Raw genomic sequence first — 14,568 nt, forward strand, 5'->3', positions numbered from 1 at the left:
AAGTGGCTTGTTAAGGAAAGATTAAACGCAAAAGTGTCGCGGGGCGTTGTTGCCGAAAAATGGAATTGCGTTGTCTGAGCAGGCCCTTCGCGAGCCTGCTCGCGAAAGCGATCTGACAGGCAAAAAAAAGCGCGGCATAAACGCCGCGCTTCTTCATTCACCGCAAGGCTTACTGCGCCTTGGTATCGGTCGTTGCCGCCGGAGCTGCTGCGGGCTTGGCCGCAGGTTTCGCCGCTGGCTTCTTCGCCGGCTCAGCCTTCTTCGCTGCAGGTTTCTTCGCCTCGGTTTTCACAGCAGGCTTCTTCGCCGCAGGCTTCTTCGCCGCAGGCTTGGCTGGCGCTTTCTTCGCTGGTTCGGCTTTCACCGGAGCGGCGGGTTTCGGCGCTTCCACCGGAGCTGGCGCAGGTGCCGGAGCCGGTGCAGGCGCTGGGGCCGCTGGCGTTGGAGCCGGCTCAGGTGCCTTCACAGGTTCTGGCTTCTTCTCGTCATCCGAACCGCCAAACAGGTTGCTGAAGAAGTTGCCCTTCTTCGCCGCCACGGCACCCGCCGCGCCTGCCGCTGCTGCGGCTGGAACCACTTTGACCGGCTCAAACGACTTGCCGGCGGCCAGGTCTTCAACCTGACTGGCGGCACGCTGACCGGTGCGCAGCGCGCCTTCCAGCGTGCCCGGGTACAGGGTGTCGGTGTGTTCGCCGGCAAACGTTACACGTTGCAATGGGCGCTCCCACATGCGCCAGAACTTGCTGATCTGGCCCGGGCCGTAAGCCAGGTAGGCGCCGCCCATTGACGGGTCGGTGCTGTAGCGACGGATTTCATAACCGGTGAACGAGCCACGGGCCTGTGGATAAAATGCATGCAGACGGATCAGCACCTGATCGACCATCTGCTTGTCGCCGAACGCTTGCATCACGCGGGCATTGTCGCCGGACAGGTTGATCACCACGTTGGCGCCACCTTTCAGCGCCGGCTCGATCCAGAGCATGCCGAGGCCGGCGTTACTGTAAATCTCACCGGACATGCGCGCCTTGCTTTCCCACACAGGCGTCTTGAACTTGAGCATGATCTGGTCGCGCCAGCCGTAGTTGGTGCCCTTGATCGCGGCCAGGTGCTGAGCGTCCAGTGCCGGGGTCAGCGCAATTTTGTTCAGCGCACGCAGCGGCACGGCAAGCACCACGTAGTCAGCCTGGTAGCCAACACTGCCGACCTTGACGGTCACGCCGTCCTTGTCCTGAGTGATCGCGGAAACCGGCGAGTTGGTCTTGATGGTCTTGATCTGTTTGACGAACGCCTGGGCCAGTACCTGGCTGCCGCCGACCAGACGCGAAGCACGCAGGTCACGGTCGGAGACGCCGCGATACACGCGGTTCTGCTGGGCGAAATACAGCAGCGACAGCCGCGAAGGCTCGTCGTAGTGGGTGCGGATGTCCTGGTTGATCAACTGACGCGCGGTCGCCGGCAGGTTCTGCTTGTCGAGCCAGCTCGATACGTTGATCTGGTCCAGCGCATGCAAGGTATTGGTCGCGGCCGGGTTCTGCGGGTCGTCGATCGAGCGTGCCAGATCGTCGAGGGTTTTCTGGTAGCGCTTCAAGGCATCGGCGGTAGCAGGCTGTTTGGTCGCCAGATCGGCCGCGGAGAAATATTCACCGTCGATCAGATAACCCGGTGTGCGCACGAATTCAGGGGCTGGCGTGGTGCTCAGCTTGAAGGTCGAGACGTACTTGTTCAGCACCGGCTGGGTCTTGTCGTTGCCGATCCACTCGCTGGTGGCCATGCCCGAGCGACCGCCCAGGCTCGGTTTGGCTTCCAGCAGCGTGACCTGCCAGCCCTTGTTTTGCAGCTCGTAAGCTGCGGTCAGGCCCGACAGGCCGCCGCCGATTACAATTGCGGTTTTATCCTTGGCCAGCGCCGTAACGCTGAACAGCCCCAACATCACCAGCGCACAGGCGCGCAGCCAACCGACAGACATTCAGCGAACTCCGGAAATACACGTAGGAAAAAGCAGTTTTGCGGATCAGACGACCCAAAGAACCGCGAAGAATACGTCAGCCATCAAAACGCCGCCAGCGACGTCTATCGGCCCATACAAAGTAGCTCAATCGACGCAATGGGTTGTCCCGGCGCGATGCATTGCATAGGCTTGCGCGATTGTTTGCCCGCGCCTGACGCGAGCCGCCTCGAGGAGACTGTAAATGGGCCTGAATAACCAGTGGATGCAACGCGACCTCGCGGTGCTGTGGCATCCCTGCACCCAGATGAAAGACCACGAACAGCTGCCGCTGATCCCGATCAAACGCGGTGAAGGCGTCTGGCTCGAAGACTTCGAAGGCAAGCGCTACCTCGATGCCGTCAGCTCCTGGTGGGTCAACGTGTTCGGCCACGCCAACCCGCGCATCAACCAGCGCATCAAGGATCAGGTCGATCAGTTGGAACACGTGATCCTCGCCGGTTTCAGCCATCAACCGGTGATCGAACTGTCCGAGCGTCTGGTGAAGATGACCCCGGATGGCCTGAACCGGGTGTTCTACGCCGATAACGGTTCGTCCTGCATCGAAGTCGCGCTGAAAATGAGCTTTCACTACTGGCTCAACCGCGGCCAGCCGAACAAGAAACGCTTCGTCACCCTGACCAACAGCTACCACGGCGAAACCATGGCAGCGATGGCGGTCGGCGACGTGCCGCTGTTCACCGAAACCTACAAAGCGCTGCTGATGGACACCATCAAGGTGCCAAGCCCCGATTGCTATCTGCGCCCCGAAGGCATGAGCTGGGAAGAGCATTCACGCAACCTGTTCGCCGCCATGGAACAAACATTGGCAGAACATCATGACAGCGTTGCGGCAGTCATCGTCGAGCCGTTGATTCAGGGTGCCGGCGGCATGCGCATGTATCACCCGGTGTACCTCAAGCTGCTGCGCGAGGCCTGCGACCGCTACGGCGTACACCTGATCCACGACGAAATCGCCGTCGGCTTCGGCCGCACCGGCACCATGTTCGCCTGTGAGCAGGCCGGCATCCGCCCGGATTTCCTCTGCCTGTCCAAGGCCCTGACCGGCGGCTATCTGCCCCTGGCGGCGTGCCTGACCACCGACGAGGTCTACAGCGCGTTCTACGACGACTACCCGACCCTGCGCGCCTTCCTCCACTCGCACAGCTACACCGGCAACCCGCTGGCCTGTGCGGCGGCGCTGGCGACGCTGGATATCTTCGAGCAGGACCACGTCATCGAGAACAACCAGGCACTCGCCCGGCGCATGGCCTCGGCCACTGCGCATCTGGTTGATCACCCGAACGTGTCCGAAGTGCGGCAGACCGGCATGGTGCTGGCGATCGAGATGGTCAAGGATAAAGCCACCAAAGAGGCCTACCCTTGGCAGGAGCGTCGCGGTTTGAAGGTGTTCCAGCATGCGCTGGAGCGTGGCGCGTTACTGCGTCCGCTGGGCAGCGTGGTGTATTTCCTGCCGCCGTACGTGATTACCCCGGAGCAGATCGACTTCCTCGCCGAAGTCGCCAGCGAAGGCATCGACATCGCCACCCGAGACAGCGTCAGCGTCGCGGTGCCGAAGGATTTCCACCCGGGTTTCCGTGATCCGGGCTGATTGAAAATTTGTGGCGCCTGAACTGCCGCTTTCGCGAGCAGGCTCGCTCCCACCCTGGAATGCATTTCCCTGTGGGAGCGAGCCTGCTCGCGAATGAAGTCGACACCGATCCAACTGATTCACATCTTTCCAGAGACCCGAAATGAGACTGTCCCGCTTCTTTATCGACGCCCCCCTGAGCACCGGCGAACACGAACTGCCGGAAGCCCAGGCGCATTACATCAGCCGCGTGCTGCGCATGGCCGAGGGCGATGCGGTGCAGTTGTTCGACGGTTCCGGCCATGAGTTTCGCGGCTCGCTGGTGGAGGTCGGCAAGAAACGCGTCGTCGTGCAGATCGACGAGCAGTTAGCCGGGCAGATTGAATCGCCGCTGCAGATCCACCTCGGCCAGGGCCTGTCCCGGGGCGAGCGGATGGACTGGGCGATCCAGAAAGCCACCGAGCTGGGCGTGACGGAAATCACCCCAATCTTCAGCGACCGCTGCGAAGTGCGCCTGAAGGACGAACGCGCCGACAAACGCCTGCTGCACTGGCGTCAGGTGGCGATCAGCGCTTGTGAGCAGTGCGGCCGCTCGCGGGTGCCGGTGATTCACCCGCCGCTGCTGCTGGCCGATTGGCTGAAGCAGACCGAAGCCGAACTGAAACTGGTTCTGCACCCGGTGGCCGAGCCGTTGGTCAGCCATGCCAAACCGGCGACGCTGGCGTTTCTGATCGGGCCGGAGGGTGGTTTGTCGGATGCCGAGGTCGAGCAGGCCAAAGGCAACGGCTTCCATGCAGCTCGGCTTGGGCCGCGAGTATTGCGCACCGAGACCGCGCCAGTGGTTGCGCTGGCGGTGGCTCAGCAACTTTGGGGCGACTTCTAAAGCGCTGAAAGATCGCAGCCTGCGGCAGCTCCTACAGTTGAAACGCAATCCACCTGTAGGAGCTGCCGCAGGCTGCGATCTTTTGATCTTGCTTCAGAGGACATAAAACAGAATCGCCACAAAGTGCAGCAGACTCCCGGCGATCACGAACAAGTGCCAGATCCCGTGCGCATGCCGTAACCGGTGATCGAGGGCAAAAAAGATAATGCCCACGGTGTACAACACCCCGCCCGACGCCAGCCAGGCAAAGCCTGTCGTGCCCAACGCCGCAATCAACGGCTTGACCGCCACCAGCACGATCCAGCCCATCACTGCGTAGATCACGATCGACAGGATCCGCGCTTCCGAGCGTGGTTTGATCTCTTGCAGGATGCCGATCAGCGCCAGCCCCCAGACAATCCCGAAGAGAGTCCAGCCCCACGGCCCGCGCAGCGTCACCAGACAGAACGGCGTGTAGCTGCCGGCGATCAGCAGGTAGATCGAAAAGTGATCGACCTTCTTCATGATCGCTTTCTTGCGCCCGCGCACGCTGTGGTACACGGTCGAGGCGCTGTAGAGCACCAGCAAGGTAAAGGCGTAGATCGCCACGCTGACAATCTTCCACGGACTGCCGTCGAGGCTGGCAATCACCAGCATCCACACGCCGCCGATAAACGCTGCCACGGCCCCGACCAAGTGCGTCCAGGCGTTGAGTTTTTCCCCGTGATACATGTGTCACTCACCTCGTTATTCGTTACCGCAACGCGCAAGGCTCGGGCCTTGAGCGTAAAAGCGCAATGTTTCCATTCAACACGCCCCCTGTAGGAGCTGCCGAAGGCTGCGATCTTGGCTTTTCAAGATCAAAAGATCGCAGCCTTCGGCAGCTCCTACAAAGAGCGGCACATACCGGGCACAATCGACGCATTCGAAAAAGAGTCCGCGCCATGCTGATCGACGAAGAATTGACCCTGAAAAAACTCGAGGTGTTCCTCGCCTTCATGCGCACCGGCAACCTGGCGCGTGCCGCAGCCGAGTTGCAGACCAGTAATGTCAGCGTGCACCGGGCGATTCATTCGCTGGAAAGCGCCCTGCGCTGCCCGCTGTTCAAGCACGAAGGGCGCAACCTGACGCCGCTGGAAAGCGCCTACGTGCTCGAAGAACGCGCGCAGAAGCTGATCCAGGACGTGGTCGAAAGCGTGCGCCTGACCCGCGAAGCCGCCGGGTTCTCCGCTGAACGCTTCAAGCTCGGCTCGCTGTATTCGCTGACGGTGAAAACCGTACCGCAGCTGATCATGGGCCTGAAGCTGCGCCGCAGCGAACTCAACATCGACCTGATCCTCGGCTCGAACATCGACCTGCTGTACAAGCTGAAGAACATGGAAGTCGACGCGATTCTGGTGTCGCTGGACGACACGGTCAGCGACCCGGACTGCGAGCAGATCCCGCTGTTCTCCGATGACATTTTCCTCGCCACGCCGGCAGATTCAAGATTCGCCCAGCGCCAGGAAGTCGATCTGGCTGAGGTGCGCGACGAAACGTTCATTACCCTGACCCAAGGCTTCGCCACCCATCAGGACGGCATTCGGGTGTTCAAGCAGGCGGGGTTCGAGCCAAAGGTGGCGATGCAGGTCAACGACATCTTCACCCTGCTGAGCATGGTCAGCTCCGGGGTGGGTTATGCGTTGCTGCCGGGGCGGATTGCGGCGGTGTACGAGAACCGGGTGAAGCTGATTCCGTTGCAGGAGAAGTACCGCCTGCAGCAGCACATTGGCGTGGTGTTCTTGAAGGCCAAGGAGCGTGATCCGAATCTGCTGGCGTTGCTGGCGGAATGTCGGATGTATGCCAATCGCCAGACTTGAGACCCTGTGGCGAGGGAGCTTGCTCCCGCTCGGGTGCGCAGCACCCGCAAATCAGACCACCGGGTGTGTCTGATACACCTCAGTGGTTGAAGTCGGGGCTGCTGCGCAGCCCAGCGGGAGCAAGCTCCCTCGCCACAAAAACACTCGGCAATCAGCCAACAATCCCGCGAACAATGAAGAACAACAGCGAAGGCCCCAACAAACAGCCAAGCCCGGTGTGAAACGTCGCCGTCAACGCCCCGTAAGGCACCAACCGCCGATCCGTCGCCGCCAGCCCCGCGGTCACCCCGCTCACCGTCCCGGCCAGACCACCAAACACCATCGCCGAACGCGGGTTATCCAGGCCCATCCAGCGCGCCGCGACCGGCGTGCCGACCATCACCAGAATCGCCTTGATCAACCCGGTGGCAATCGACAGCGCCATCACATCCGAGGTCGCGCCAATCGCTGCGCCAGTCACTGGGCCGACGATGTAGGTCACCGCGCCCGCGCCGATGGTGGTCATGCTTACCGCATCGCGATAGCCGAAGGCCCAAGCCATACACGCGCCGACAATGAACGGCAGGATGGTACCGAGCAGCAGCGCGATCACGCCAATCAACCCGGCCTTCTTCGCCTCGGTCGCCTGCACTTCGAACGCCGTGGCGACAATCGCGAAATCACGCAGCATCGCCCCGCCCATCAGGCCGATGCCGGAGAACAGCGTCAGATCCGCCAGGCCTTTCTGGCCGCCAGTCAGGGTGCCGCCGACCCAGGCCAGTACCAGACCGATGACGATGGCAATCGCCGAGCCGTGAATGCGCCCGAAGGTCAGGCGTTTCGAGAGAATCACCGAGACCCACATGATCACGCCGACGAAAGCGAACGCGGTGATCAGGCCGTTGTGTTCCAGACCGTTTTCAATGAGTGCCCACATGTCAGCGACCTCCTACCGGGGTGCCGACCGGGGTGACTTCCACCGGTTCGTCGGGCAATGGTTCACCCTTATGGGTGCGGCTGATCAAGGCAATCGTGCAGCCACAGACCAGCACCGAACCGATCGCCGCCAGCACCGCCACCGGGCCGCCGTGCAGGGCGGTGACGACGTTCTGTTGTGCGGCCATCGCCACCACCACCGGAATATACATCGCGCCCCAGAAGCCGACCCCCATTTCGCAATCCTTGGTCATGCCGCCGCGCTTCTGCATCCACAACCGCGCGCAGATCAACAGGATCATGGCGATGCCGACCCCGCCGACGTTGGACTTTACGCCCAGCAACACGCCGAGCATGTCACCCATGATCACCCCTGCCAGCGTACAGATCGCCAACAGCGCCACACCGTAAATAATCATTGTTGTAGTCCTCAAAGTGCATCGTCGAATGTTGTTTTTGTTGTTCGAAGCCTGAGTCGCGGCGGTTTATGGTCGGCGGCCACCCTCCTCTCGCAACAGCGCCTGCAAGGTGTCCAGACGCGCACTGTCAAAGGCAGTGACCGTGCCCGATTCGAACACCCGGCGCGCCAGCCCAGTCAGCACCGCACCGGGCGGCAGTTCGATCTGTAAACGTACACCGCGCTCGTAAGCGCTTTGCACGGTGCCGCGCCAATCCACCACGCGGCACATGTTGAAAGCGAGGTCGTCACGCAGGGCTTCAGGTTTGATCAGCGGACGCGCGCGACTGCCGCTCAGGTAAGCGATTTTCGGGTTCTTCAATTCAACTTTGGCGAAGGCCTCGGCGAGGGTTTGCGCCGGTTTCTCCAACAGCGGACAGTGCGACGGCACGCTCACCGCCAGGCGTTTCGCCAGACCGGCGCCACGACTGCGCGCCAGCTCCGCCACCGCTTGCATCGCCGCGTCGCTGCCGGCAATCACCACCTGGTTATCGGCATTGATGTTGGCCAGGTACACCGGCGACTCCATGCTGTGCACCTGCGCCAGCAGCGTTTCGACGGTGGATAATTGCAGGCCGATGATTGCGGTCATGCCAAAGCCCTGTGGATAAGCGTGCTGCATCAACTCGCCACGCAGGCTGACCAGATGCAGCGCATCGCTGAAGCTCAAGGCCCCGGCGACCACCGCTGCCGGGTAGGCACCGATGGACAGACCGGCGACGTAATCCGCTTCCAATTCGTCCTGCAGCAACTGCCGCGAGGCAGCGACCCCGGCGATCAACAGGCACAGCTGAACCGCCCGGGTGCTGCGCAACGCATCGGCAGAATCGAGTCGCGCGACATCTTCACCGAGCACGTCGCTGGCCTCGGTCAAGGTCTCCCGAGGCAAACGCTGGAGCATGCCCGGTTGCTGCGCACCCTGGCCGGGGAACACCAACAGGCTGCTCACGCTGCCTGCTCCTGCGGGTTCCACGGGTCAGCCACCAGACACGCTTGATGGGCGTTTTTCAGCAGCACCCGTGCAGCCCCGCCGGCCCATTCGCGCAAAGCCACTGCACCGAACGGCGTCTGCAATTGCATGTCCACTCGACACACAGCTTGATCAAAGAGCTCGACCAGTTTGCGTGCCTGATTGCGGGTAATCAGCTGCGGGGTACGCAGAATCAGATCGAGGTCACTGGCCGCGTGCATCGCGGTAAAACCACTGGCCAATTCAAACCCGACACTGCCGCTGACGCCCCAGACCCAACCGCAGTCATCAAGCATTGGCCGCAGTTGTTTGAGGGCCTGCATCACCGGCAAATCACGCTCGCACTCAACATGACATAGCGCCTCAGGACTAACGCGACAGGCAATCGAATCGACCGGCATGAACGCCGCCAGCCGCTGCTCACGCAACACACCGCGCACGCCCACCGCGATCAAACCTTCAGTGCTCACCGCCCGCCGCACCACCACCGGTTGCCCGGCAGCCAGCGATTCGACTGCCCACTGTGGCGCATCCGCCGGCAGCTGCGCCGGGGTCATGCCCCACAGCAGATCGTGGGCCAGTGGCAGGTTCACCACTGCGCCCTCAGCAGTTCACGCACGCGGCTGGAGGCTTCACGATTTTTCGCGCCGAGACGATTGCTCAGATCAGTGCTGGAAATATCGTCGATGGCCTGTTTCAGGCACTCAGTCACCCGCGCCAGATCCTCCGCGGTCGGCTGCTCGATCTGCTGCACCGACAGGGTTTCCCAAAGCAATCCGAGGCTGGCGTAGCTGTCGATGTCATAGGCCATCGGCGGCACGCTGGAGGCCAGTGCTTCCAGTTCCTCGACGCTGCGCAGCGTCACTCGCGCCGCCGAGGCCTTGCCCATTGCGTGCACCATCACGCCGGGATCGCGCAGGGCAATCAAGCGGTTGGCCTGATAACCGTGGGCAAGAAACGCCCCGGACATCGCCTTGCCCACCAACAGCGCAATCACCGGATGCCCGGCCAAACGGGCGCGGGCATAACTGTCCGCCGCACCGGCCAGGGCCTGATGAATGCCGAGGGCTTCTTCGCGACGACCGTAAGCCTGGCTCGGCACGTCGACAATGGCGATGATCGGGCGTTTCTGTGTTTTGTCGCGGTCGGCAGTGATCACGTCATCCACAGCCTTGGCCAGGCCCCAGCCTTCGCGCAAACCGACTTCGCCGTTGCGAGCCCGTGGGAAACGGTTGTCGGGGTCAGCAACCACAGCGATAAACCGCCCCAGCTCACCGTCAGCAACCTTCAACGATGGCGGCAAACCTTCGACCGCTTTCGCCCCACCAGTCAGGGCGTTGAACCAGTTCAAACCGCGCACGGAATAACCACTCATGAGCGCTCTCCTTGATACAGATCGCGAACCACCGACGGCTCGATTTGCTTGTCGGTGTCCAGGCTCGCCAGAGTTTGCAGGAACCATTCGGCGCGCTGACTGCGTGGCTGGGTTGGCAAGCCTTGTTGCAACAACTCGCCCACCTGCTCGCGAATCTGCGCCACATCATCGGCGACATAACGATCCACCAGACCACTGGCGAAACGCTGTTCGCCACCGGTCAGGCTCCAGATGAAGGGCCGGTCGCGGGAGTCGTATTCCTCGATCCCGGCTTCCTGCTCGATCACCTGCGGGCCGTTGAGGCCGAGGCGCGCTTCCTGGGTCACCAGCAAATAGCTGCACAGCGCGGCGGCAATCGACATGCCGCCGAAGCAACCGACGCTGCCCGCGACCACGCCGACCACCGGTTGGTACTGCTGCAAATCGACAATCGCCGCGTGAATATCGGCAATCGCCGCCAGCCCGAGGTTGGCTTCCTGCAAACGCACGCCACCGGTTTCCAGCAGCAACACGGCGCGAGTCGGGATGCCCTTGCGATTGTCTTCGGCGGCCAGTTCCAGCGCGCCGGCAATCTTCGCTCCGCCGACTTCGCCGAGGCTGCCGCCCTGAAACGCGCCTTCGATGGCGGCGATCACCACCGGCAAACCGTCGAGGCTGCCCTTGGCGATCACCACGCCGTCATCGGCTTGCGGCACCACGCCCTGGCGTTCGAGCCACGGCGACATGACCCGTTGAAACGGGTCGAGCAATTCGCGGAAGGTCCCGGCGTCGAGCAAGGCTTTTGCCCGTTGCCGCGCACCGAGTTCGACGAAGCTGTGCTTGTGCAACAGCGCTGCGCTGTCAGTCATGGCCGATCTCCTCGAAACCTTGTTCCAGACGCAGACGCACCACACCCGGCGTGGCGCCGAAATCGTGGATATCGATGGCCATCGCCGGTGGCGTGGTGCCGTCGAACATCCGCGCAAACAGATGCTGCCAGCGCTGCTGTGCACCGTTGACCGAGGTCTGCACATTGATCGTCAGCTTGCCGGCCAGCCCCGGTTCGATCAGCACTTCCAGATCGCCCGAGCCGACACAACCGACCAGCGCCCGCCCGCGTGGCGGCTGCCCGGCGGGGAATTCAAAGGATAAGGTTTCCATCAAAACGCTCCCTGAAGGATGCCGTCGCGCTCGATTCGATCGAGCAGCAGCGTGGCGGCGAGCAAGTCGGCGGCGCCACCGGGCGAGGCATTCAATGCAATGAGTTGTTGATCCAGTTCGTGCAGGCGCCGACGCCCGCCGAGGCTGGCGCTGCCGCCGGCGTCGAGCACCGCTTGCGCGCCGTGTTGCATGGTGTGCAGGCCCTGTTCACCGGCGCGGTAGAGCACGCAGGTGTCGGCCAGATCGGTCATGATCGCCAGCAGCGCATCGAGCCGGGCGTTCTGTTCGCCGTGGCCGCTGGCGCGGCTGCGTTTGAGTTGCGGCAGGCCGCGTTGCAGCACGGACGGAAAGCCGAGTTGCGCTTCTTCCCGAGCGCCGCGTGCGCCGTAACGCAGGGCGACTTGTGCGCCGTGGCTCAGCGGTTTTGGTGCGTAGCGATCATCCAGCAAGGCCAGACGTGCGGCGCGAAGAGAGACGGCGTTGGCGCTTGAGGATTTCGGTTCCAGCGCAGCGGCGGTCACCAGTAACCCCAGTGCCCAAATGGCGCCGCGATGGGTGTTCACGCCGTTGGTGGTCGCGAGCATCGCTTGCTCGCCTTCGCGACCGATGCGGCCAATCGCTTCGCGCAACGTTGAATCGACTGCGCCGATTTCAGCTGCGGCTTCAGCCATTTCCTTGAAAGCCGGCCACAACGACAACGCCGAGGCATGCATCAGGCCCAGGTGCAGATCGGTATGCGCGCCATTGCCACGTCGGTCGACCAGCGCCGGTTTCGGCGACAGATCGGCTTCGTCGATCAGCGCATCCACCGCCAGATCGGCCAGGCGTTCGCTCAGGCTCAGGGGTTTCGCTTGCAGGTTGAGTGCGTGCATTACCAGCTCCTGAACTTGGCGGGCGGGTTGTACAGGCCGCCGGACCACTCGACCAGATCGGCCACGCTTTTCGCCGCCAGCAGTTCGCGGGTGGCGTCGGTGCGGCGGATGCCGAGGTCTTCGGGCAAGGCGATCAGGCCTTCGCGGCGCATGCGTTCGGTGTCTTTCGGGTTGTGGCGCAGACCGATGGCGGTGACGCCGGCCACCGCGGCGATCATCGCCTGACGCTCTTCCAGCGAGCGCGCCTTGTACAGGTAGGCGATGCCTTCTTCGGTAAGCAGGTGGGTAACGTCGTCGCCGTAGATCATGATCGGCGCCAGCGGCATGCCGCTTTTCTTCGCCACGTCCACCGCGTCGAGGGTTTCGACGAAGGTCGGTTTGCCGCCCTCCTGGAAGGTCTCGACCATTTGCACCACGAGTTTCTTGCCGCGTTCGAGCATCGGTTGCTGTGACTCGTCGTGGCGCATGTCGAGCCATGCTGGGGTGCCGTGACGGCGACCGCGCGGGTCGTGGCCCATGTTCGGCGCACCGCCGAAACCGGCGAGACGACCACGGGTCACGGTCGAGGAATGGCCGTCGCCATCGACCTGCAACGTCGCGCCGATAAACAGATCCACCGCGTACTGCCCCGCCAGTTGGCAGAACATCCGGTTGGAACGCAGCGAGCCGTCGCGGCCGGTGAAGAACACGTCCGGGCGCGCGGCGATGTAGTTTTCCATGCCCAGTTCGGTGCCGAAGCAGTGCACGCTCTCGACCCAGCCGCTCTCGATCGCCGGGATCAGGGTCGGGTGCGGGTTGAGCGTCCAGTTGCGGCAGATCTTGCCTTTGAGGCCGAGGGATTCGCCGTAGGTCGGCAGGATCAACTCAATGGCAGCGGTGTTGAAACCGATGCCGTGGTTCAGCGACTGCACGTTGTGTTTTTCGTAGATCCCGCGAATCGCCATCATCGCCATCAACACGTGCACCGGTTTGATGTGCCGTGGATCGCGGGTGAACAGCGGTTCGATGTAGAACGGTTTGTCGGCCACCACGACGAAATCGACCCATGACGCCGGGATGTCGACGCGCGGCAGTTCGCTGACGTCGTCGACCAACTGGTTGACCTGGACAATGACGATGCCGTCGCTGAACGCCGCCGGTTCAATCAATGCCGGGGTGTCTTCGGTGCTGGGGCCGGTGTAGATGTTGCCGGCGCGGTCGGCCATGAACCCGGCCGAGAGCACGACGTTGGGGATCAGGTCCACCACCAGCCGCGCGTAGAGTTCGATGTAGGTGTGAATCGCACCGACTTCCAGCAGGCCGTCTTCGAGCAACTGGCTGATGCGCAGGCTCTGGGTGCCGGCGAAGGAGAAATCGAGCTTGCGGGCGATGCCGCGCTCGAACAGATCGAGGTGCTCGGAGCGACCGACGCTGGGCATGATCATGTGCAGGTCATGCAGCTTGGCCGGGTCAGCCTTGGCGAGCGAACGGGAAAGGAAATCCGCCTGCTTCTGGTTGTTGCCCTCCAGCACCACCCGGTCGCCGGGATGAATCAGCGCTTCAAGCGCGGCGACGATCTTGTCGCTGGGCAACACCACACCGTCGGCCAGCCCGCGCACCTTGTCCAGACGCCGCTGCTTCTCGTCACGCCGCCGCGTCCAGCGCGAGTCGGGGGAAATTGTTGTTGTCATGCTCACTCCACGGGGTTCGCTGTCGTGGAGCTACGTTAGGCGTGTGGGGTGGGGGCATCAATCAAGCGCGGCGGTGAATCATTACGCTGAGCGTAACGTTCACTGCCGCATTCGCGAGCAGGCTCGCTCCCACAGGGATTTGAGTTGTTCAACCACTATGTGACAACACAAATCCCCTGTAGGAGCTGTCGAGTGAAACGAGGCTGCGATCTTTTGATCTTCAGAATCAAGATCAAAAAGATCGCAGCGTGCCGCAGCTCCTACAGGGGAATGCTGCGCTTTTCAGTCTGTTGGCACCAATTTGTCGAGCACCCGATTCACCGCCAGCTCCGCCACCATCACCACCTGAGCAATGCCCTGCAGCGTCTTGCGGTGCGTGCCTTGCACCAGCGCCGCATGGTTGTTGAGCATGACCGTGGCCGAGCCGAGGGATTCGCTGGCGTCGGCCAGCAGGGATTCGCTGTCGGCGTCGGGGTTGGCCATATACAGCGTGTTGGGGGTGTAGGGCGTGGCCATGAGGTCGGGTTTTGGCGGGCCGAGGTAATGGTCGAGTGCGCGCTCGGCGGCTTCGTGAAATTTCTTTGATTCGGGGGCTGCGTAGGGGGATGCCGTGTCGGTGACCGGCGGGGTTGGCGTTACTTTGAACATGGGGATAAACCTCTATAAGGCCGCACCATCCCGCTGCTAAACGATAGGGTGGCGGCTATGCGCAAGTTAGCAGACCGGTCAATCCCCAACCCGGCGCACCCGAAGGTGCCATGCGCACAGCCACCATCAAGCGCAGGCGAATGCCTGACTGGATGAATCTCGTGCACCGGGGAAAGGACAAAGCCGGGCTGCTAAACCCGATCACTGGGAATCAGTGACGCAATC

At 62.5% G+C, this 14,568-nt stretch carries 15 protein-coding genes; 3 read left to right on the forward strand and 12 right to left on the reverse strand.

Annotation, left to right across the window (positions count from 1 at the left end; genetic code table 11):
• Window positions 1–169: 169 nt before the first annotated feature.
• Window positions 170–1,966 carry a flavin monoamine oxidase family protein gene (locus LOY52_RS25160; protein ID WP_258676919.1) on the reverse strand — a complete coding sequence of 599 codons (1,797 nt, stop codon included), beginning with the start codon at window positions 1,964–1,966 and terminating at the stop codon, window positions 170–172.
• Between the two features lie 223 nt (window positions 1,967–2,189).
• On the opposite strand from LOY52_RS25160, the gene LOY52_RS25165 reads away from it, so the two are divergent.
• Window positions 2,190–3,596: an adenosylmethionine--8-amino-7-oxononanoate transaminase gene (locus tag LOY52_RS25165; protein WP_258676921.1), complete on the forward strand. Its 1,407-nt coding sequence runs from the start codon at window positions 2,190–2,192 to the stop codon at window positions 3,594–3,596.
• A gap of 142 nt (window positions 3,597–3,738) precedes the next feature.
• Window positions 3,739–4,458, forward strand: coding sequence for a 16S rRNA (uracil(1498)-N(3))-methyltransferase (locus LOY52_RS25170; RefSeq protein ID WP_258676922.1), 720 nt, complete (start codon window positions 3,739–3,741; stop codon window positions 4,456–4,458).
• A gap of 93 nt (window positions 4,459–4,551) precedes the next feature.
• Here LOY52_RS25170 and LOY52_RS25175 read toward each other — a convergent pair whose 3' ends face one another.
• On the reverse strand, window positions 4,552–5,169 hold the full coding sequence (locus LOY52_RS25175) for a PAQR family membrane homeostasis protein TrhA (RefSeq protein WP_047596560.1): 618 nt from the start codon (window positions 5,167–5,169) through the stop codon (window positions 4,552–4,554).
• Between the two features lie 212 nt (window positions 5,170–5,381).
• Between LOY52_RS25175 and LOY52_RS25180 the strand changes: the two genes are divergently transcribed.
• A complete protein-coding gene (locus LOY52_RS25180; protein ID WP_258676925.1) occupies window positions 5,382–6,296 on the forward strand; it encodes a LysR substrate-binding domain-containing protein in 915 nt (304 codons plus the stop codon).
• A 151-nt stretch (window positions 6,297–6,447) separates the two neighbouring features.
• Here the strand turns inward: LOY52_RS25180 and madM are convergent, their stop codons facing one another.
• From madM to LOY52_RS25230, 10 genes are all read right to left on the reverse strand, one after another.
• Complete coding sequence (gene madM / locus LOY52_RS25185; protein ID WP_103485191.1) at window positions 6,448–7,212, reverse strand: malonate transporter subunit MadM; 765 nt, start codon at window positions 7,210–7,212, stop codon at window positions 6,448–6,450.
• A 1-nt stretch (window position 7,213) separates the two neighbouring features.
• Window positions 7,214–7,630 carry a malonate transporter subunit MadL gene (gene madL, locus LOY52_RS25190; RefSeq protein WP_027610595.1) on the reverse strand — a complete coding sequence of 139 codons (417 nt, stop codon included), beginning with the start codon at window positions 7,628–7,630 and terminating at the stop codon, window positions 7,214–7,216.
• Between the two features lie 66 nt (window positions 7,631–7,696).
• On the reverse strand, window positions 7,697–8,617 hold the full coding sequence (gene mdcH, locus LOY52_RS25195) for a malonate decarboxylase subunit epsilon (protein WP_258676929.1): 921 nt from the start codon (window positions 8,615–8,617) through the stop codon (window positions 7,697–7,699).
• The gene (locus LOY52_RS25200; protein WP_258676931.1) at window positions 8,614–9,234 is read right to left on the reverse strand and encodes a malonate decarboxylase holo-ACP synthase; all 621 of its coding nucleotides are present in this window, start codon (window positions 9,232–9,234) and stop codon (window positions 8,614–8,616) included. The genes mdcH and LOY52_RS25200 overlap by 4 nt, the downstream gene beginning before the upstream one ends.
• The gene (gene mdcE, locus LOY52_RS25205; protein ID WP_258676932.1) at window positions 9,228–10,013 is read right to left on the reverse strand and encodes a biotin-independent malonate decarboxylase subunit gamma; all 786 of its coding nucleotides are present in this window, start codon (window positions 10,011–10,013) and stop codon (window positions 9,228–9,230) included. Before mdcE ends, LOY52_RS25200 begins: the two co-directional genes overlap by 7 nt.
• Entirely contained in the window at window positions 10,010–10,861 is an 852-nt protein-coding gene (locus LOY52_RS25210; RefSeq protein ID WP_258676934.1) for a biotin-independent malonate decarboxylase subunit beta, read from the reverse strand. The genes mdcE and LOY52_RS25210 overlap by 4 nt, the downstream gene beginning before the upstream one ends.
• Window positions 10,854–11,153: a malonate decarboxylase subunit delta gene (locus tag LOY52_RS25215; RefSeq protein ID WP_003229075.1), complete on the reverse strand. Its 300-nt coding sequence runs from the start codon at window positions 11,151–11,153 to the stop codon at window positions 10,854–10,856. Before LOY52_RS25215 ends, LOY52_RS25210 begins: the two co-directional genes overlap by 8 nt.
• Entirely contained in the window at window positions 11,153–12,025 is an 873-nt protein-coding gene (locus LOY52_RS25220) for a triphosphoribosyl-dephospho-CoA synthase (protein ID WP_258676937.1), read from the reverse strand. Before LOY52_RS25220 ends, LOY52_RS25215 begins: the two co-directional genes overlap by 1 nt.
• Window positions 12,025–13,695, reverse strand: a complete 1,671-nt coding sequence (gene mdcA / locus LOY52_RS25225) for a malonate decarboxylase subunit alpha (RefSeq protein WP_258676939.1) — start codon at window positions 13,693–13,695, stop codon at window positions 12,025–12,027. Before mdcA ends, LOY52_RS25220 begins: the two co-directional genes overlap by 1 nt.
• 282 nt (window positions 13,696–13,977) lie before the next feature.
• Window positions 13,978–14,343, reverse strand: coding sequence for a DUF6124 family protein (locus tag LOY52_RS25230; RefSeq protein WP_258676941.1), 366 nt, complete (start codon window positions 14,341–14,343; stop codon window positions 13,978–13,980).
• Window positions 14,344–14,568: the final 225 nt, after the last annotated feature.

The sequence above is a fragment of the Pseudomonas sp. B21-051 genome, from assembly GCF_024748795.1.
Lineage (GTDB): Bacteria > Pseudomonadota > Gammaproteobacteria > Pseudomonadales > Pseudomonadaceae > Aquipseudomonas > Aquipseudomonas putida_A.